10 protein-coding genes are annotated in these 20,538 nt (G+C 57.6%); 5 read left to right on the top strand and 5 right to left on the bottom strand.

What is annotated here, in order from left to right; genetic code table 11:
• Nucleotides 1-4: 4 nt before the first annotated feature.
• The 3 genes from B0E33_RS27945 to B0E33_RS27935 all read right to left on the bottom strand — a co-directional run bounded on the left by B0E33_RS27945 (nt 5) and on the right by B0E33_RS27935 (nt 4,376).
• Nucleotides 5-1,987, bottom strand: a complete 1,983-nt coding sequence (locus tag B0E33_RS27945) for an autotransporter assembly complex protein TamA (RefSeq protein ID WP_022999443.1) — start codon at nt 1,985-1,987, stop codon at nt 5-7.
• A gap of 240 nt (nt 1,988-2,227) precedes the next feature.
• Entirely contained in the window at nt 2,228-3,139 is a 912-nt protein-coding gene (gene folD / locus B0E33_RS27940) for a bifunctional methylenetetrahydrofolate dehydrogenase/methenyltetrahydrofolate cyclohydrolase FolD (RefSeq protein WP_077293026.1), read from the bottom strand.
• 136 nt (nt 3,140-3,275) lie between these two features.
• Nucleotides 3,276-4,376: an AGE family epimerase/isomerase gene (locus tag B0E33_RS27935; protein WP_228148043.1), complete on the bottom strand. Its 1,101-nt coding sequence runs from the start codon at nt 4,374-4,376 to the stop codon at nt 3,276-3,278.
• Nucleotides 4,377-4,697: 321 nt separating this feature from the next.
• Here B0E33_RS27935 and B0E33_RS27930 point away from each other — a divergent pair, with 321 nt between their 5' ends.
• From B0E33_RS27930 to B0E33_RS27910, 5 genes are all read left to right on the top strand, one after another.
• Nucleotides 4,698-5,825: an SLBB domain-containing protein gene (locus tag B0E33_RS27930; protein ID WP_167579610.1), complete on the top strand. Its 1,128-nt coding sequence runs from the start codon at nt 4,698-4,700 to the stop codon at nt 5,823-5,825.
• A 73-nt stretch (nt 5,826-5,898) separates the two neighbouring features.
• Nucleotides 5,899-7,248, top strand: coding sequence for a capsule polysaccharide biogenesis protein (locus B0E33_RS27925; RefSeq protein ID WP_208993338.1), 1,350 nt, complete (start codon nt 5,899-5,901; stop codon nt 7,246-7,248).
• Nucleotides 7,232-8,554 carry a capsule polysaccharide biogenesis protein gene (locus tag B0E33_RS27920; RefSeq protein WP_077293024.1) on the top strand — a complete coding sequence of 441 codons (1,323 nt, stop codon included), beginning with the start codon at nt 7,232-7,234 and terminating at the stop codon, nt 8,552-8,554. Before B0E33_RS27925 ends, B0E33_RS27920 begins: the two co-directional genes overlap by 17 nt.
• Before the next feature lie 290 nt (nt 8,555-8,844).
• Nucleotides 8,845-10,290 carry a capsular polysaccharide export protein, LipB/KpsS family gene (locus B0E33_RS27915; protein ID WP_167579609.1) on the top strand — a complete coding sequence of 482 codons (1,446 nt, stop codon included), beginning with the start codon at nt 8,845-8,847 and terminating at the stop codon, nt 10,288-10,290.
• 20 nt (nt 10,291-10,310) lie between these two features.
• Nucleotides 10,311-11,120, top strand: a complete 810-nt coding sequence (locus B0E33_RS27910; protein ID WP_077293022.1) for an SDR family NAD(P)-dependent oxidoreductase — start codon at nt 10,311-10,313, stop codon at nt 11,118-11,120.
• A gap of 70 nt (nt 11,121-11,190) precedes the next feature.
• On the opposite strand, the gene B0E33_RS27905 is transcribed toward B0E33_RS27910, so the two are convergent.
• Entirely contained in the window at nt 11,191-12,549 is a 1,359-nt protein-coding gene (locus B0E33_RS27905) for an aminotransferase class I/II-fold pyridoxal phosphate-dependent enzyme (protein WP_077293021.1), read from the bottom strand.
• A gap of 26 nt (nt 12,550-12,575) precedes the next feature.
• Nucleotides 12,576-20,183, bottom strand: coding sequence for a type I polyketide synthase (locus B0E33_RS27900; protein WP_208997727.1), 7,608 nt, complete (start codon nt 20,181-20,183; stop codon nt 12,576-12,578).
• Nucleotides 20,184-20,538 lie beyond the last annotated feature (355 nt).

Below are 20,538 nucleotides of genomic sequence, written 5' to 3'. Positions count from 1 at the left end.
TGCGTTAGAACGCCTGGCTCAAACCTACATAAAGGGCGAAGTCCGGGTCATCCTGTCCCGGATCCAGCGGCACCGCAGCATCGACTCGCAGCGGGCCTATTGGAGTAAAGTAGCGCAGACCAGCGCCAACGCCCACCTTCAGGCTCTCGGAAAAATCGGGAATGCTGTCTTCGTATGCATTACCTGCATCAACAAATCCAACGATTCCAATGGTTTCGGTTACCATGACGCGAACTTCACCGGAAAGCTCGATAATTGAGCGTCCACCGGTAACTTCACCATCCTTGCGTGGACCGACGTTGCGATAGGCGTAGCCACGGATGGACCCGCCACCACCGGCGATGAACCGCCGGCTGGCGGGAACCGATTCCACGGACGGCGCCAGGATCGACCCTGTGGAGACGCGGCCCGCAAGAATGAAACGCTTGGCCTGATCGAGCGCATAGTAACTGGAAACAGTGCCTTTGATGAAACCCATCGCGTTGCTGTTCAGGGTATCGTAAGCGGGCTCCGCAAACAGGGCTGCGAAAATCCCCTTGGACGGATTGAGCTTGTCATCACGGTTGTCGAAGGTCAGGTCCGCCGGCAGTCCAACCAGCAGATAGTCGCCATCGCCGAAGGCGTCTTCTTCATTGGCGTAAAAGACCTCGGCGCCCGCGCGGCCTTTCAGCTGCTCGGAAAATTCCCTGTTGAGATAGGCGTCATAGGTAATCGACCGGCTCTTGTAGGCGTCGGGATGTTCCTGGCGTGCCTGCAGGCTGGTCGAAAAGCTGGTAAGCGGGCCGAAAACGCCTGGCTTTTCAAAGGCAATCCGCGCCGAGTACTCCATGTCGAGGACGCTCTCGTTGCCGATCCTGCCAACGGACCCTTCAACAGAGAGCAATTCGCCCCGGCCGAAGAGATTTCTTCTGCGCCAATAGGATTCGACACCAAAGCCCTCGGTACTGGACCAGGAAGCACCGGCACCGATCACGTGGCGCTTGCGCTCGCTCACCTCGATGGTGACCGGCATGGTGCCGTCTGGGCCTTCGATTTCCCCTTCCACGAGCCGGATGGACGAGAAGATGCCGAGTTCGTTGAGCCGTTTGCGTGCACGGGCCAGGTCTTCAGGCGAATAGACGCCTCCGACCGGAAGCATTGCCTGCTGGACGACGAAATCCGGGTCAGTGACTTCCGTACCTTTGACCGAGACCGGGCCGAAACGTGCCTGATGGCCCGCATCGGCGATCAGCGCCACGGCGAGGGTGTTGGTGCTATGGTCCGCCGTTATCCGGCGTTCAGCAATCCGCGCCTTCGGATACCCGCGATCGCGCAGAACCGCGATCATGCGCTTTTCCGCCGTCAGGATCTTGCCGGAAGCAGCGACCTCGCCTTTCGCGAGGCCCCAGAAGGACGGGTCGGTGGACAGATCGCCGTCCTGGGACGAAACGTCGATATTGCTGAAGGTGAAGACCGGCCCCGGATTGACCAGAATCTCAACCTTCACCGGCCGAGCGTCAGGCAAATCACTTTGTTCAAGAGCGGTTTCAAGCGGAATGCCCGCAAGCGTGATATCGACAGTTCCACCGTAGCGGCCATCGGCATAAAGCTGGGCGATCAGCCGTTCACGATCAGAAAGAGAGCGTGCGAGCAGGCCTGCCTCGCCGGAGGGAGGCTTTTCCTGTTGCTGTACCAGCAGCGAGGCGTCTTTCAATTCCTTGGTGAGATCATCCGCACCATTGGAGATTGTCAGGTCTGCCTCGTAGGGCAGGGGATCGGGAACAGCGTTGGCTTCGTCTTCCGCCGATTCGAAAAACTTCCAGCCGAATATTTCAAAGGAATTTGCGGGAAGGGGAGCAGCAAGAAGAAGGGCACAGGCCAACCCAGCACCAGCCGGGCGCAAGGCAACAAAAGAAACACCGCCAGCCAACCAGGCTGCCAATGAGGAAAATGCGTTGAAACGCTTGCCGGCGAACCTGCCGGACTTGCAAGACGGTAGACCCTTCACTCACTGCCGCCTGTTTAATTGGTCAGCCGAATTGCATCTGATAACAGCGCAATTCAACCATCTGCGTTTGCAGCCCCTACGTTACGCACCTTAAAGGGCCATGGTTAAGCGAATACAAACACGATAGACCATGGCGCCGGAACGAGTTCAAGAGAGAAGGTGGCACAAGACTTTAGTGAATGTGCCGCAAGAACGCGCGAAAATATTCTTGCGCGCGCTTTCGTGCCGGCCGGTTATTACTCAAAAAAGCGCTTCTTCCTCCGGAAGGTCAAGCAGACGGCGAGCAGCCGTCAAGGTGTTGACCATCAGCATGGCAATCGTCATTGGACCAACGCCGCCGGGAACCGGTGTTATGGCACCTGCAACCTCTGCTGCTTCTGCAAAGTTCACATCGCCAACCAGGCGAGCCTTGCCTTCACCCAGGTCCGGAGCCGGGATTCGGTTGATGCCGACATCGATAACGGTCGCGCCCGGTTTGATCCAATCGCCCTTGATCATCTGCGGCCGACCGACCGCCGCGACGACGATGTCTGCGGAACGCACGACGTCCGGCAGGTCTCTGGTGCGGCTGTGAGCGATCGTGACAGTGCAGCTTTCCTGAAGCAGAAGGCTCGCCATGGGTTTGCCGACGATGTTGGATCGGCCCACCACGACTGCGTTGAGACCCGAGAGCGTGTCGCCGAGTGTGCGCTTCAACAGCACCAGACTACCGGCAGGTGTGCAGGGCACCAGCGCACTGTCCCGTTCTCCGGCAGTCAGCAGTCCAACATTGACAGGATGGAAACCGTCGACATCCTTTTCCGGACGGATGAGGCGCAGCACCTTGCTCTCGTCGATATGTCCCGGCAAAGGCAGCTGCACCAGAATTCCGTGAATATCAGGGTCGTTGTTGAGCTGGTCGACAAGTGCCAGCACAGCGTCCTCGCTGGTGTCGGCAGCGAGCGTGTGTTTCACGGAGTGAAAACCGCAAGCTTCGGCGGCCTTGTCCTTGTTGCGTACGTAGACCTGGCTGGCAGGATCCTCACCCACCAGGACGACCGCCAGACCGGGGCGTTTGCCGCTGGTTTCCAGCAGCTTGGCTGCCCGGTTGGTGATTTCTTGCCTGACACTTTCCGCGATAGCCTTGCCATCGATGATCTGAGCCTTGGGCATTCGGCCTCCTCATTGGTCGCACGTCTTCTTTAACCGGCGACAAGCTATAGAGCTCTGTATCGAAATGAAAAAGGCCGAATGCGTCTTTTACTGCTCTGGTTTCGCCATGCACGCCTTTTTGACGCGGACTGCCCGGTCAAAGTGATTCTGCGAAATCGTGAAGTTCCGAGATGGCGCAAACGATGTGATAGAGCGAACTTGCCGGTGCGGGTTCATCGACAAAGGTTCCGTTGGGAGAAAGCTTGTCTCGCCACAAGCCGGCGGGGACATCTGCAAAATAGACCTTCAGTGCCTGGACGGCTTCCGGAATATCCGACAGGTAGGCATCCCTTTCCGCGCCGGTTGAAACTTCTGCCAGAGCGACGGCGGCCTTGATCCATTCCGTCTGTCCCCACAGGCGTGCCATGGGGTCACGGACGGAAAAATCGTCGTTCAAGGCCATGAAGGCGACACCGCGGCTTTCATCTATGCCGTAGGTCCATGCAATGTCATAGAGGCGCCGCGCTGCAATCAGGGCGCCCGCATCCATTCTCGATTGCCCCCATCTTGTCAGGAGCCAGGCCCATTCGAACTGGTGACCGGGCTCCATGACACGGCCCTTGTCACCGTCAAACGGGGTCCAGTCGCTGTTGAAGAATTCTCGAAGCCCGCCTGAAACCGGGTCGATGAAACGCGTCAGGGCAAGTTCGGCGATTTCATCAGCAAGGTCTGCCCAGGCCGTATCCGAAGAGACTTTTTCCCATGCGAGGCACGCTTCGAACATGTGCATGTGCGGATTGGAGCAAAGCGGTTTCTTCGCGGGAGAGGCTTCTTGAAATCCTGCTTCCGGATGACGATAGGCCGTCATCAGATGGTCCAGCAGCTTGTCGGCGTGTTCGCTTGCGCTGGTTTTACAGGCGGGAAGATCCGCTGCCAGCTTGGCGAAGCCAAAGAGGGAAAAAGACTGATTGTAGAGGTCGAAACTCGTGTCTGTGACGGTGTTATTCGTGTCAACACAAGAGGCGTAGTGTCCGTCCGGCATCAGGAACGTGCTCGTATACCAGCCATAAAGTTCGGTTGCTAATTCCTCGGCTGGTCCTGTCCACCCGAGCTTCTTGCCTTCCAGAAAGGAATAGATCTGCCTGCTTACGACCCGCGCGCGCCGCGTGACCGGAAGGCCGGCACCAGTTTTGAGGTCGATAACGTCAAGACTGGTTTTTGTTTGCGAGTCGATACCGGCAGTTGACCAGAGCGGCAAGGCCGAATCCCGCAGCCAGATTGTTAATTCTGACGAGAGAATTTTAATGTTTTTAATGTCGTTATGCCGGTTGCTGGCGGTCATAAGATACCCCGAAGACAGATGTTGGAAGCTCTGACGCTGAATTCGATTATCGACGCTCACATGCCGAACAGAAGACGATAAATTGGAAATTTATCAATTCACTAGGAAAAGACGGTGTAGTGTTACAGCAAAGTCACAGCTGGGAGGTTTCTCCCGGGGAAAGCTGCGATGCGTCTTGGACAACCTTGCAAGAGGGTGTTACCAGACTTGGCAGCAATTTGGGTGGATTGGGTACTAATGCGTTTTTTGTCAGTATTGGCGGCTGCCGGAGTTCTGTTTGGATGCTCCGCCCTGCCGGGCGAGGGCCCGGCTGCGATAAATATTTCGTCGCAAGATGTAGAAACCAGCGCGCAGACGGGGGATTACACCGTCGTCGTTGTCGAGCCGTCCAACATTGACACCATCAAGAATTACCGCCCACTTGCTTTCGCCAACCAGTTCCACGGAGTGGGGAGTGGCGGGTCTTCAACACTCCTCGGCGTTGGCGACACGCTGAATGTCACTATCTGGGAAGCGTCGCCAGACGGCCTGTTCAGCAGTGGCGGTGGCGGGTCGAGCAACATTCCATCCGTTGTTGACGAGAGCGGCTATATCTTCGTGCCGTACGCTGGCCGTATACGGGCGGCAGGCCTCAGCATTGAGGGCTTGCGCCAGTCGGTGCAGCAGAAACTCGTTGGCAAGGCCGTTGAGCCGCAGGTTCTGATTTCCCTCAGAGACAAGCTGAGCTCAACCGCGGTTGTCGTCGGCGATGTCGCCAAGCCCGGCGTTTATCCGTTGCCGCTGCGAAATACTCGCCTGCTTGACCTCGTTGCGCAGGCAGGTGGCGCGCGCGACGCGACCTATGAGACCGTGGTTACGCTGAAGCGCGGCAACCGCGCCGGTACCACCCGTCTGGAAGACCTGATCGATTATCCGGAAAACAACGTTCTGATCGCGCCGAACGACAACATTCTTCTGTCGCATCGCCCGCGTACTTTCTCTGCTTTCGGTGCCCTCAAGGCAAACCAGCTCGTTCCGTTCAGGACGAAGACCGTCACGATGGCCGAGGCCCTGGCGACGGTGGGTGGTTTGCGGGATGACCGCGCGGATGCAAACGGTGTGTTCCTGTTCCGCTTCGAAGATGCTGCGCTTGTGCGAAAGCTCAAGCCTCTTCTTGCGGACAAGCTGACGGGTCAGAGCGTTCCTCTTGTCTACAAGCTGAGCCTTCGCGATCCGAAGGGTTTCTTCATGTCGCAGAAATTCGAAATGCGGGACAAGGATATCCTGTTCGTTTCGAACCATCCGACTGCTGAGCTTGGCAAGTTCCTGCAAATCATCGCTCCGCTCATCAGCAACTACTCTGTGGTAAGTAACATCACGGATTAACAGTTGCCGTACGAAGATTTAACGGCTCAGATAAACATCGTGGGCCGTTAAAGCCGGTAGGTTGGCAGATTGCATGGTTTCAGTCAGTTCAATGGTGGTGCTGTTTCTGCAAGGGCCGCCTGGCGTTTTTGCGCGAACCATTGCCGACAGCCTTGAAAAAGCAGGGGCGTCCACACGCCGGGTGAACCTGTGTGCCGGCGACTGGATCGGTTGGCACGACCGCAGATGTACATCCTATCGCGGTTCCTTGCGAAACTGGCCCAACTGGCTTCGAGCCTACTGTCTCGACCAGAAGATTACCCACATCGTCTATTACGCGGATCGTGTGCCTTATCATGTCGCAGCGGCGGAAGTGGGAGCGGAACTCGGCATAACGTGTCTGACCTTTGAGAACGGCTATCTGCGTCCGGACTGGATAACGCTCGAGCATTGCGGAATGTCCGCGCACTCCCGGTTTCCGGATGATCCGGAACTCATCATGAAGGTAGGTAGCAGCCTTCCGGATATCGACCGGCAGGCACTCTACAAGTATCCGTTCATCAACGAAGCGGTGAACGAGGTAACCTACAATATGTCCAACGTGATCTTCGCGTTGTCATATCCCAGGTATGTCCGTGACAAGCTCTATCATCCGCTGATCGACTACCTGAGCAATATTCCGCGATTCTCGCTCGCCAAAAGCCGCAACAGGCACGCCCACCACGTGATTGACGACATTATTGCGACTGGCCTGCCATACTACGTCTTTCCTCTTCAGCTTCAGAGCGACTATCAGCTGCGCTATAACTCCCAGTATGACCATATTGCGGATGCTGCGGAGGAGGTTATCAAGTCGTTTGCAGAAAACGCACCTGCCGCGGCGCGCCTTGTCTTCAAGGTCCACCCTCTGGACAATGGCATGGAGCCTTGGGGGCGAATCCTGCGGACGCTCGCCAAGAAATACCGGGTCAAGAAGCGTGTGGTTCTGGTGGATGGTGGCAACCTGAACCGGCTACTGGAACACGCAGCAGGCTCCTTGACGATCAACAGCACCACCGGTCTTCATGCCCTCAGGGCGAATTGCCCCACGAAGGTTCTCGGCATCGCACTTTATGATATCGCAGGGCTGACGTGCCAGAATCCTCTTGATGATTTCTGGCGCAACCCGACGATGCCCGATCAGGATCTGCTGGATGCGCTTGAGCGGTTGCTTGCCGCGTCCATTCAGGTCAAGGGATGTTTCTACACCAAGGAAGGCAGAGAGGCGGCTGCCGACATGATGGCGGAACGGATGATTGCGGACACGGTTAATTTGCCGCAAGCCTTCTGTGAAATGCCGCCTCGTTTGCAAAAGGCTCAGGCGAGAGGGATCGCGACGACCTTCTCCGAACAACTGGAACGGCGCGGCAAAACTGAACGGTGGACACATGTCTGGCGCGGTTGAGCCGTCTGTGGCAACGGAAACTCGCCCAAACGTCGTAAGACGGGTCTTATTTCTGCAGGGACCGTTATCTCCGCTCTACAAGCAAACGGGTGATTGCCTCAAAGCCCTCGGGTTTGATGTTCACCGGATCAATTTCTGCGCTGGTGACTGGCTACATTGGCACGGAAAGGGTTGTGTCAGTTTCAAGGGGCAGCCATCCGAATGGCCGGCTTACATAGAAGACTATCTGCGCAAACACGAGATTACAGATCTCGTTCTTCATGGGGATCAGCGCCTTTACCATCGCCTTGCTATCGAAAAGGCAGTCCAGTTAGGCGTTTATGTTGCCGTGACAGAACTTGGGGCATTGCGGCCCGGCTGGATGACGCTGGAGCGAACCGGTTTGTCCACGCTCAGTCACTTTCCTTCCGAACCGGCTGCGATAAGGCGCATAGCCGAGACAGCAGGGCCGATGGATCTCTCCCCGCGTTATCCCTCCAGCTTCTGGCTCCAGACAGCGCCTGACGTGGTTTATAACCTGACGAATGTCTTCCTGAAGCCGCTCTATCCAGCCTATCAGCGGCACACGATCTATTCCCCGGTCGCGGAATATCTGCGCGGAGCAGTCAGGCTGTTGACGGAAAAGCGGAGGAACAGGGCAGCAGAACACCAGCTTGCGGAATTGCAGGAGAAGGCGGTTCGCTATTACGTGCTGCCGTTGCAGCTGGAGGGAGATTTCCAGTTACGCAGACATTCTCCGTTCCACAGTTTTGAAGAGGTTCTGGAAGTCGTTTTTCGCTCCTTGACCGAAGTGGCAGATGACGACGTTCATCTGGTTCTGAAGAGCCACCCTCTCGATGTCGGCTTCGAAGACTGGCCGGGTGTTGCCAATCAACTTGCAGACCGCTTCGGCTTGCAGCACAGGGTGCATTTTCTCGATGGCGGCGGCCTTGCAAAGCCGTTCGAGCAGGCGCTCGGGGTCGTGACGCTGAATTCCACTGCCGGGCTGGAAGCCTTGCAAGCTGGCGTGCCGGTGAAGACGCTGGTGCCGGCCCACTACGATATTGCCGGCCTGACCCACCAGGGTGATCTGGCGAGTTTCTGGAATAATCCAGATCAGCCGGATCGTGACCTTCTCCTCACTTACGTTCAAGCGCTGGCAGCTTCAACGCAGGTGAGAGGGTCGATCCACAATTCGGAAGGCGTCGCAGTTGCGGCGAAAAACATTGCCGAAAAGATTGCCAATAGAGACTTGAACGCCTTCGGAGCCTATGTCGATCCTCCTCCCAGGCTCGCCAGGGCACGTGCGCTCGGAGTGCCGTTGTGATCGGTTGGCTGAAGGGGCATAAATCGGCGTTGAAGATTGTCGACCCGGAGCTTCGGCCTTTGGAAGCCCGGCTTCAGGCGGCTCACGAGGGCGGGATCCTTGAGAGTTCAGATACCAATCCCTATCAGGCAGTTTGGCTGAAAAACGCTAATACGTTCAGCGGAATGAAGCCTGTCACAGGTAGCCTTCTTCTGGTCCTGGAAGGACCGACCCCTGCACAAGCCCGGCGGCTGCCCTCCAGCTTAATTCTTTTGCCAGTGAGCCGCACTGAGCTGAAAGAACGGTCTTTGATGAGCGTCGCCTGTGACACGTTAATCCGGCAGTTCGTCACACATGGTCGGAATATTGCGTCGGTTTGCGATTTTGCAGGCACCTGGCGTGAGCAGTCGCTCTCCTGTTCCGCGGCGGGCGAAACTGCGGTTGCTGGAGCCGAAGGTCTTTCGCTTCAAAGGCTTTTGGCCGGAGACGACGTCCGACAAGAGGGAGCGTTGTTCTGGACCGAGCTCAAAAACAGGGCCGCTCTTGAGCAGATAGCCACCGACGATCTGCTGAACTGGATATTGTCTTGCCGGACTGCATGGTTCTCACCTTATACAGGCGATCTTCTGCACCCAGGTGATGCGCTGGAGATCCACTCGCTTATGCAGGAGCAGTGGCAGGACAACGCCATGCCCGGCCATTGTTACGGCGCGCAGTATTGGAACCATCCTTCGATCAACGCCACCTTTTCCGGAAAAGGCGGGGCGGTCACGTTTCACGAAACCCAACAGGACGCTGTCTCAGCCGCACGGAGTGACGGCGGGCGGATATATTCCTGGGCAGGGCGCACCGATCCCGCGTTCGAGCAGATCTGCATACAAAACGGGATTCAGTTGTCGCGCATAGAAGACGGTTTCTTGCGCTCCGTCGGTCTTGGTGCAGGCCTTGCAAGAGGGGCTATGCTTGCGGTCGATGACCTCGGCATCTACTACGACCCCTCTCGGCCCAGCCGGCTTGAGGTGCTACTGAAAGAGTACGTGCTTTCACCGGAAGAACGGAACCGGGGCGAAGCTTTGATCGACCTGATCATTCGCGCCAGGGTCTCCAAATACAATTTCGGCAAGACGCGTTCATTTGCCTATCCGGCCAACAAGGATAAGATCCTTGTACCGGGGCAGGTTGCGGACGATGCGGCAATCAGAAAATCCAGATCTGCGACAATCGATTGCGCCAACACACCGAACGTGAATCTCGATCTGCTTCGCCTCGCCCGTGCCCGTCATCCCGAGGCGTTTCTGGTTTTCAAGCCACATCCCGATGTTGAGACCGGTTTGCGCAAAGGCAAGGTACCCCGTGAAACCGCGCTGGAATACGCCGATGAAATTGCCGAAGATGCGAATATCATCGACCTCATAGAGGCAGTCGATTGTGTCGAGACTTTTTCTTCGTTATCGGGGTTCGAAGCTTTGCTGCGGGGCAAGAAGGTGTGTGTCCACGGAGCGCCCTTTTATGCCGGCTGGGGCCTTTGTGAGGATTTGACCCAGATTGAAGGCAGGGGCACAAGCCGCACCTTGCCGGAGCTGGTCTATCTGGCTCTCGTGAAGTATGCCCGCACAATTGACCCGGTTTCCTTGTTGCCATGCTCACCGGAGTTTTTGGTTGCGCGGCTAGCGGAGCAGCGGACAGACAAGCGGCACCTTCTGGTGACCGCGATCAAGCGGCACTCGTCCTGGCTAGGCAGAAAACTTGGAATCTAACCCTCATGGGAGAGGCAAGAATGGCAGGCGAAACACAAAAGGTCATCGTGTTGACCGGTGCCAGTGGCGGCATAGGGCAGGCGCTTGCTCGTGAATACGCTGGTCCTGGCATCTATTTCGCCCTCATTGCCCGGGACGAGGCGCGTCTGGAAGCTCTGCTGAAGGAAATCCGCGAGCTTGGCGCAGACGGTGAAATCAGCGCCATCGATATTCGTGATCGCGAAGCACTGCATGGCTACCTCAGTGATCTGGATGCACGGCATCCTGTCGATCTGGTCATTGCAAATGCTGGTGTGACTGCAGGGCTCGGCCCCAACCGAACGCGCGAAACGAATGCCGACAGCGATCGGCAGATCGATGTGAATTATCGAGGCGTGGTCAACACTCTCACAGGCCTCGTCGACAACATGCAAAAACGCCGGCAGGGGCAACTGGTGCTTATCTCGTCTCTGGCCGGAATGCGTGCCTTGCCGGATATGCCGAGCTACAGCGCCACGAAGGCGGCACTCATTGCCTACGGGCATTCCCTTCGCGGTTGGTTGAAGCCCTTCGGCATATCCGTGACGATCATCTGTCCGGGGTTCATCACTTCACCGATGTCTGCGCGCCACAACGGTGCCAAACCATTCGAAATGCCGGCTTCAAAAGCAGCCACATTGATGCGACGGGCCATCGACCGTCGCAAGCCGTTCTATGCGTTTCCGTTTTTGCTGGCCTGGGGTATTCGCCTTCAAAATCTGTTGCCGACGAAAATCGGCGATCTCTTCATGGGCGGTTTTGATGTGACGATTGATCAGGATCCGCGTTATCGAGAGAACTCTGACAGGTAGGCTTCCGCTGATCCGGACACGACAGCATATCCGTGTCCGGCAATTGCGGGAGGCATAGTGCCCAAATCTGTTAGCGCGTAGCCTTGATAAGCCTGTCGACGGCAGTTCCGTCCGCGCGCATGGCGTCGAGTTCGGAAGCCGTTGTCTCTACAGCACGCCGAATCTGGTCTTCGGTATGTTCGCTCGTAATGAAGAACCGAATGCGCGCTGATTTTTCAGGCACGGCCGGGAAAATGATCGGCAGGGCATTGATTCCCTTTGCGAGCAAACGATTGGAAAGTGTTGCGGCACTTGCAGAATCGCCGACAATGACCGGAACCACCGCGTAGCCGGCACTGGGGCCAGTGTTCAGTCCGGCTTCCTTCGCGAGCTCCAGAAAGAGTGCTCCGTTCTTCTGAAGCTTTGCGACTCGCTCAGGTTCCTGCTCGAGCAGTTCGGCAGACGCAATGGCAGCGCCTGCGAGCGCGGCGGAAAGTCCAACGGAAAACACGAAACCCGGCGCAGACACTTTGAGGTAGTCGCACAGGACCTTGGATCCGGCGATATAGCCACCGCAGGATGAGAAGGTCTTGGACAGCGTCCCCATCCAGATCTCGACTTCAGTCGGGTCTATTCCGAAATGCTCGGCGATGCCCTTGCCGGTCTTGCCGAGGACACCGATGGAATGTGCTTCGTCGACCATCAGCCAGGCGTCATAAGCCTGTTTGAGCTTCACGACCCGCTTCAGGTCCGGGAAATCTCCATCCATCGAATAGAGACCTTCCACAACAACAAGCACCTTGTCGAATTTGTGTCGATGATCTGCGAGCATCTTTTCCAGAGCATCAAGATCATCATGAGGGAAGTTCATGCGGGTCGCGCCGGACAGGCGAACACCTTCGGCAATCGAGTTGTGCACGAAAGAGTCTGTCAGGACCAGATCACCCTTGTGGACCAAATGGCCGATCGTCGTGACGTTGGTGGCATGACCGGACACCATGACGATCGACGATTCCACACCGTGGATCCTCGCCAGCGCTGCTTCCAGTTCTGCGTGGAAAGGGCGCTCGCCGGCAACAATACGGCTTGCGGAAACGCTCGTGCCGAATTTGTCGACATAGGCCTTTGCGGCTTCGTTGACCTTGGTGTGCCCGTTCAGGCCGAGGTAGTTGTAAGAAGCAAAATTGTCGTAGTTGCTGCCGTTGATGACGCTTGTACCCGCTGCCAGCCCGTCGTGAGGCCGGAAAAACGGATTTTCGATCCCCATCATGTCTGCCGCAGCTCTGTGCATCTGCAATTGCTTGACCTGCGGCAGCTCCTTGAAGTCATAGACCTTGCGCTTCGGGGCTGCCGCTTGTGGACGCGCCGACGAAGACGTCGCCCGTCCACGCGCAGAACGGCGGTTGGCTTTCAAGCTGTCCATCAGCTTGGCGCGATCATCAGCGCCCATACCAGTCAATCCTTTTATGATGCCGCTTACAGGAAGGAACCAAGTTCGCGGCTCTTGTTCTCAACTTCGGCAGCAATGTCGGAAAGATCTTCCGTTTCCTGACGCTGGTCATCCACATGCAAGCTGGCGAGCTGCTGCGTTTCATCCGAAATTCCGGAGGCATTTTCTTCGCCCAGAACCCGGTTTGCAACACGGCTGGACAGGTCGATCAACGTCGCTCCGTTTGCGAGAGACATCAATGGAATGTCGATCCCCAGCTGCCGTTCCGCACTCATGCGCAGCTCGAGAGCCATCAGGGAATCCATGCCGATGTCCGACAGCGGCTTGTGCGGATCGATCTCTTCAGGTGCAATCCGCAGGATCTTGCCGATTTCGGCAGCCAGAAGCTTGGCAACAGTCTGTGCGGCAGTGACCTGATCCATGCCTTCCAGCATGGCTGCAAGGTCGATCGCTCCGTCCGCACCGGTTTCGTCCTCGTCACCAAGGCCAAGCAGACCGACCAGAGGTGTGCCGACCAGTGCCAGATCCTTGCGTGCCGCCTGCCAGTCGATACGCGCATATCCAAGCGCCGCAAGGCCAACGTCGTCCTGCGAAGGCTGCACCATAAGGGCCATGAGCCCGTCGAGCGCTTCCTTGGCAGTCAGGGCATGGCGTCCGAGCTTGCGGGACAGCATCTCGTTGACATCTTCGTTGCGGGCCAGATACCCGGCGTCGGAGATTGCACCCCAGGCGACAGCAAGGCCCGGCCAGCCTTCGGCCCTGCGTTTGCGTGCAAGGCCTTCCAGGTAGCCGTTGGCGGCGACGTAGTTGGCCTGACCAGGGTTGCCGACAATGGTCGTGGCGGACGAATACAACACGAAATGATCGAGCGGATCGTCGGATGTCAGTTTGTCCAGCAGTTCCGCGCCGCGGACCTTGGGCGCCAGCACTTTTGTCAGACCGTCATGATCCATGTTGGCGATCAGCACGTCATTCAGCACCATCGCCGTGTGGAACACGCCCTTGATCTGATGTCCTTCAGACCGGATCTCTGCAAGCGCTTTCTTGACTGCTGCTTCGTTGGTGATGTCGCAGGCATAACCCTTGATCGAGATGCCGCGCTTGGTCAGTTGCGCGAGAACCTCCTGGGCGTCTTCACTTGAAGCGCCCCGGCGGCTGAGAACCGCAAGCGACTTGGCACCGTGATCGGCAAGGCGGTGGAGCAATGCTGCACCGAAGCCGCCGAAGCCACCGGCAACGACGTAAACAGCCTCACCGTCAAACGAGATCTCGCGCTTGGTCGGCACGTTTTCGGGAACCGCGGGCGGGCGGATCACGATCTTGCCGATATGGCCCGCCTGCTGCATCAGCCGGAAGGCGTCGACCACATCTGCGGCTTCGAACAGGCGATGCGGCAAGGGACGTAGCGTGCCCGCTTCGAATAGCTCGACAAGTTTGACGAACAGGTCGACGGCCAGCTTTGGCTGACGGGTCAGAAGCTGGTCGGCATCGATGCCGAAGTAGGTCAGGTTCTGACGGAACGGACGCAGGCCGATCCGGGTGTTGCCGTAGTAGTCGCGTTTGCCCAGTTCCAGGAAGCGGCCGAACGGTTTCAGAACCTCAATGCTGCGTTCCATGGCTTCGCCGAACAGCGAGTTGAGAACAACATCGACGCCTTCGCCGGCAGTTTCTTCCATGACGGCGTCAACGAAAGCCAGACTTCTGGAGTCCAGAACAACATCTGCCCCGAGCAGCTTCAGGGTGTTGCGCTTGTCTTCGGACCCTGCAGTCGCAATGATTTTCGCACCACGCCACTTGGCAATCTGCAAGGCGGCCAGGCCGACGCCACCGGCGCCTCCGTGGATCAGGACCGTTTCCCCTTCAGAGAGAGCAGCCAGATGCACAAGGGCATAATAGGCAGTGAGGAAGGTGACCGGGATCGTTGCAGCTTCTTCCGCGGAAACTGTGCTCGGCATCGGCGCACAGCCACTTTCGTCGACCGTGACATGAGATGCAAAGCAGGCCGGGGCGAAGGTGATGACCTTGTCACCCGGTCGGAAGCGGGTCACGTCCGGACCACAGCCCACAACATGACCACAGCACTCCATGCCGAGTGTCGGTCCGGCAAAGCCATCTTCGAGAGCTTCTTCCGGCAACAGGCCAAGTGCCCACATCACATCGCGGAAATTGAGACCGCTGGCTTCAACGGCGATTTCCACGTCCTTGCCTTCAAGCGGCTTGCGCTCAACTGCGTGCCAGGAGAGCTGGTCCAGGGAGCCTTGGCGCAGGATATCCAGCCGCATGGCGGGTTTGGCGCCTTCCGGCAACGTGACGCTTGATAGGACGCCACCTTTTACAAGGCGGATACCGGAACGGGTTTTGCTGTCGAGAACGATTTCCCGCTCGCAATTGGCTACCAGGATTTCGTCGGCCACACGTGCAGCAGCTATCCCTGGCTCCAGATCCGGTGAGACGTCGATCAGCTTCAGGTTCGCGTCCGGGTATTCGTTCATGACCACACGGCCAAACGCCCAGATCCCGGCTTGCTCGGGAGCGGCTGGCTTGCCACCGGCTATATCCTGCGCGCCGGCTGGTGCCAGAACCGTGAATTCGCCGCCGTTTGGTCCCAACGCCTTGAGAAGTGTCATCAGGCTGAAGGCACGACTATCAACAGATGCGAGAGCGTCGGCCGGGGCAGCATAGGCGCCGAGCAAATGAACGACCCGGCCGTTATGTGCGGCAACAAGCGCGTTGAGCGCTTCGTCGGCCACCTGGGCCTCAACTTTGTCGCCAAGCGCAACACTCCAGATGTCGTCGCCGAGCTGTTCGGTAACTTCACCCGGAACAAGAAGGGTGGCTGTGTGCCCTTTTCGGGTCAGGCAAGCCTTCAGACCTTCGGCGAGGCGGTGAGACGCGCCCTCGGAGCTGGTCAGGAGAAGATATTTTTTCTTCTCGACTTCAGTTTCCGGTGCTTCTTCGTCGGTGTCCGATGCTTCTTCAGCGCGATCACCCGCACGCGCGCACAGGAGATCGGCTTCAATCAAAGTGCTCTTCAGCGGTACTGTCTGGACCTCGGCCAAACCGGCAGCTTCCAGCGTCTTGGTCCAGTCTGCCTGTTGCCTGGAAATCGGGAACTCGGCAGTTGCGCCTTCGTCCCACCAGGACGAGCCGACGCCCATGATTAGGTCGGTGAGCGGATGAGGCAGCGGTTCTGCGCCAAGCACCAGCCCGCCTGGAACCATGGATTTCGTAAACCGCTTCAGCGTGTCTGCATCGATTTCCGCAAGAGACGTATCGAACAGCACGATGTCGAAATGCCGGTCGAAGGTAAAGGATACTTCGCCTGGTTCAACAAACTCGGTCGCCGAACTGCCCTGCCACAGACGCTCGCCCCTGCCAACTGCGGAGGACGTTGCATCTGTTACGGTCAGCGCCATGTAGGTGGGATCAAGCGCAGCATCGATCGCCGCAGCGAGGCCACCGTTTGCCCCAACCAGAAGGACCCTTAGTGCCTGGTCACTTGGCCAGCTGGAAATCAGGCTTTGCACACCAGACTGCAGGGCCGACGACAGGGCCCGCTTGCCAGGAGAGGAGGAGCGGTAGGCGTCGAACAGGCTGGAAGAATATTCCTTGCCGGAAGCTTCCTGAAGGCCGAACTTCAGGATATCGGACAAACCCGTCCAAAGTCGCGCCAACAATGCTGCTTCGGCGATATGTTCGCCGCCGCCATCGGTCAGGGCTTGCAGAAGCGCCGATGCATCTGGATTGCCAGACGGGTCCGTGAGTTCAAAACCTTCGTCACTTTCCGTGCACAGCCCGCTCTCGGCCAGCCAGCCAAAGAGACTTGCTGCAAGCGGCACTGCCGTTTCATGCAGATCGCCGGTCGCGACAAGCGACGCCAGTTCAATTTTCCGATCTGCGAAAAGATCGAAAAGAGTCTTGTGCGCAATCGTGCGACCCAGCGCTTCGATCAGAACACGGCTGTCGTCGAGTTCCTGGTCGTCGGCGCCCAAAAGGTCCAGATTGCCTGCCAATGAAGGCAAGCCTTCGAAGGTTTCCTGAAGCGGCGAGATACGGTCCTGCGCAGGAAGAAGCGTCGCAATCTGGCGGTAGACCAGATCGTCGGGACGTGTGTCCTGTCCAAGGGTAACCGCCTTGAACCGGGTCTTGGTCAAGCGGGCGATCGTCAGGCCTTCGGCATCCAGGAACTCGAAGCTTGCTTCGATCGAGCGCGGAGACGCCTTTGTGACTTCGATACGCACGGAAGCCGGCAGGGTTTCCGGTGCCAGAAGACGCAAGGTGCCAAGTCGGATCGGCAGGAAGGATGTGTTTTGCGGAACGTCCTCGACACCATCCAGGAGCGCAAACAGGCCATGGAAACCGGCATCCACCAAAGTCGGGCAGAGCGAGAACGAGTAATCTGCGAGGCTCTCGTCCTGCGGCAACAGCATAACGGTCGCGCTGGTATTCGAGTGCTTGACCACTTTATCGGCACGGCGGAAAGCTGGACCGTAATTCAGGCCAAAGCTCTTGGTGACCGTGTAAAGCGTTTCGTGATCGAGTTCCGACAGAACGCTGTCGCCGGGTTTCGCCCATGGGGTCCTGGAAGTCGTTGAAGGCGTCAGGAATGTTCCCCGGGCATTCAAGGACCAGTCGTTGTCGGACAGGCGCGGTCGCGACAGGATCTCAACCACATGATCGTCAGGCGAGATACGGACCTGGGTTTCCCAGACTTCATCGCCTTCGATTACCAACGGACGAAGAATGTCGAAGTCGCGCAATTCGATCTGGTCGCTCCGGCTCCACCGGAGCGCTGCGCGCAGGCTCATCTCGATATAGCCCGCGGCCGGATAGACGATGCTTTCCTCAACCTTGTGATCCTGCAGGAAGGGCAGGGAACCGCTGTCGATGTGGTTGAACCACTCCGCAGTGTCCTGACGCAGACGGTATCCCAGCAGCGGCCAGGTCTGACCGAACATGAAATCGACGCGTTCAGGGCTGTTTTCCGGGCGATACTCGGAGTTCTGCCAGGGGTAGGATGGGAGCGGAACCAGATGCCCTGGGCGTTCGCCGACAAACCGGATCAGGTCGGTCTGGCCGCCATGTGCCACAACGGATGCGGCGATCCTGTCAAGCGGATTGCCTGCTGCGGCAGCTGCTTTCTTGGAAGGTTCCTTGAGCGTTTCAAGAACCTTGGCCTTCTTGCCTTTGGCCCGCAGGACGTCGTTCACATAGGTGCCGAGAACAGGCTTGGGACCGATTTCGATCAGGACAGAGAAATCATCTGCTGCCATGTTTTCCATGGCGGCGGCAAACCGGACTGGCTGACGAACGTTGTGCCACCAGTATTCTGCATCGACGCGGACATCGCGTTCATCCGGCGTAACCGTCGAATAGAATGGAAGCGACACGTCTGTGGGCGAAAGACCATCCAATGCAGCAAGCAGAGGCTTTTCGATCGGGTCAACCAGAGCGCTGTGGAATGGATACGCCAGGTTCAGGCGCCGCATGGCCCACTTTTTCTTGCGGGCAAACTTCGCAAAAGCATCCAGGCTTTCGCTGTCTCCGGAAATTGTGACGCTTCGCGGGCTGTTGTCGGCAGCGAGTTCAAGTCTCGGCAGTCCGCTTTCCGCGATGGCGGCAACTGCCTGATCTGCCGGCAGAAGCAAGGCAGCCATGGACCCGAGATCCCTGACGACTTCCTGTTCACTGGAACGGGCGCGAATGACGCGGACTGCTTGTTCGAGGTTCAGGGCGCCTGCACACCAGGCTGCGGCAACTTCACCGACCGAATGACCTGCGGTCCCGGCAGCAGTAATGCCGCGTTGGCGCAGTGATTCCACAATGCCGACCTGAATTGCAAACAGAAGCGGCTGCGCGATTTCGGAGCGCTCAAGATCGGCTTCAAGGTCTTCTGCAAAAAGCGTTGTGACGAGCGACCAACCGCTCAAACCCATGAAGATCTTGTCGACCTTGTCAAATGCGGTCCGGAATGGCGTGTCGGCCTGATAAGCTTCCTGGCCCATACCCGCCCATTGAGACCCGTTTCCGGAAAAGACAAACCCGACCTTCGCGTTCGACTTGATGACGCTGCCAGAAACGACATCTGCGTTTTCATCGCCGCTTTCTGCGAATGAACGCAGTGCGTCGAGTTTTTCCGCCTTGGTCTTGCCGAGAACAACAAGACGCTCTGAAAGCAGATCGCGGCCGTGGGCACTTGAGGCAATCACATTACCGGCTGTTTCATCCGCCTCGTTGTCGAGACGTTCGGCGAACTTGCCGGCAAGTTGCTGCAGGGCTTCCTTGGAACGGGCACTGATGACCAGCGGTGCGTCAACCGGTGCTGTCGAAGCTTCGGCGGTTTCAGGATCGGGATCGCCTATGACGGCGTGAGCGTTCGTGCCACCGAAACCGAAGGAATTGACCCCTGCAAGTCTGCGGGTGCCATTGCGCTCCAGGGAAACGGCTTCACCGGCAACCTTGAGGTTCAGCTCGTCAAACGGAATATCCGGGTTCGGATTTCTGAAGTGCAGCGACTGCGGCAGGAGGTCTTCTCGCAGCGCCATTACGGATTTCAGAAGTCCGACCAGACCGGAAACAGGCTCAAGGTGACCGACGTTGGTCTTGACGGATCCGATGGGCAGCGCCTTGTCGCGTTTCTGGCCAATAACCTTGCCAAGCGCATCCGCTTCTGCAGGGTCACCAACGCGCGTTCCGGTGCCGTGGGCCTCGACGAAGGCAAGATCCGTCGGGTTGATTTCCAGGCCTTCGTAAATTTCACGTAAGAGGTCTGCTTGCGCATACGGGGACGGAAGCGACAGGCCGACAGTGCGACCGTCGGCATTGATGCCGGTTGCAAGCAGCTTGCCGTGGCTCTTTGCACCTTCCGGAATGCCAGCACGCGCAGCACGCAGAACGACTACTGCGCCGCCTTCGGAGCGCACGTACCCATCGCCATTGGCGTCGAATGCCTGGCAGAGGCCTGTTGGCGACAGCATTGTGGCGCGGGAGAAGCCGACAAAGGCAAACGGGCTGAGCAGAAGGCTGACGCCGCAGACGATCGCGGTATCGATCTGGCCGGACTCGATGGCGGAAACCGCTTCGTGCAATGCGACGATGGAAGAGGAGCAGGCGGTGTCGACCGTGAAGCTCGGGCCTCTGAGGTCGTAAATGTAGGAAATGCGGTTGGAAACGATCGACAGCGTGTTGCCGGTCATGAACTGCATGTCGGCCATGGCCGGATCGACCAGGAAGCGATGGTGGTAATCGAGAGACGACGCACCTACATAAACGCCGGTGTTCGAGCCGGCCAGGTCACTGGGGCGGATATTGGCGTGTTCCAGAGCTTCCCAGACCAGTTGCAGCAGCAGCCGTTGCTGCGGATCCATCTGCACGGCTTCACGCGGAGAGACACCAAAAAAAGAGGGGTCAAATCCCCACACATCATCCAGCTGCCCGGCAGCCCAGGTGTAGGTCTTTCCAGACGTGCTTTGGACCGGGTGTCCGAAGCGGGCCAGCGGCCAGCGGTCTTTGGAGACAGACGTAACGGCGCATTCGCCGTTTTTCAGCAATGACCAGAATTCGGCAGAATCGTTGGCGCCGGGAAGGCGGGTAGAATAACCAAGAATATCGATATTTGATGTAAGCGACGCCACAGAACAACCTGTTTTTATTAGTTGGGTACAGTCAAGCTATTGATTTTCATAAGAAAACTTACAGTTTATAAACAGTCATTTCCGCATGCTCCCTCGAGATAAATCGCAGACCGGCGCGACCCAGTCCCAGTGCTGCCATGCGTAAGCTTATCCCATGCCAAACAGCGTTTCCAGCTACCTTGCAAACGCAGGGTTTGGCAACCTTTATCCCATGGAGAAATGCTGGAAAAGGCTAGATACATAAAAAATCGTATTTCTTCTGAGTGTTGTTAAGAAGCGTCGATGCGTTGCAAGAACAGATTTTGAAAATCTCTTGAAAAACAAACGCCCCGCACGAGGGCGGGGCGTTTTTTGG

It is taken from the genome of Roseibium algicola (genome assembly GCF_001999245.1).
In the GTDB taxonomy this organism is placed as follows: domain Bacteria; phylum Pseudomonadota; class Alphaproteobacteria; order Rhizobiales; family Stappiaceae; genus Roseibium; species Roseibium algicola.
The sequence above is the reverse complement of the archived record's forward strand: the minus strand, read 5'-3'. Positions and strand labels throughout refer to the sequence as shown.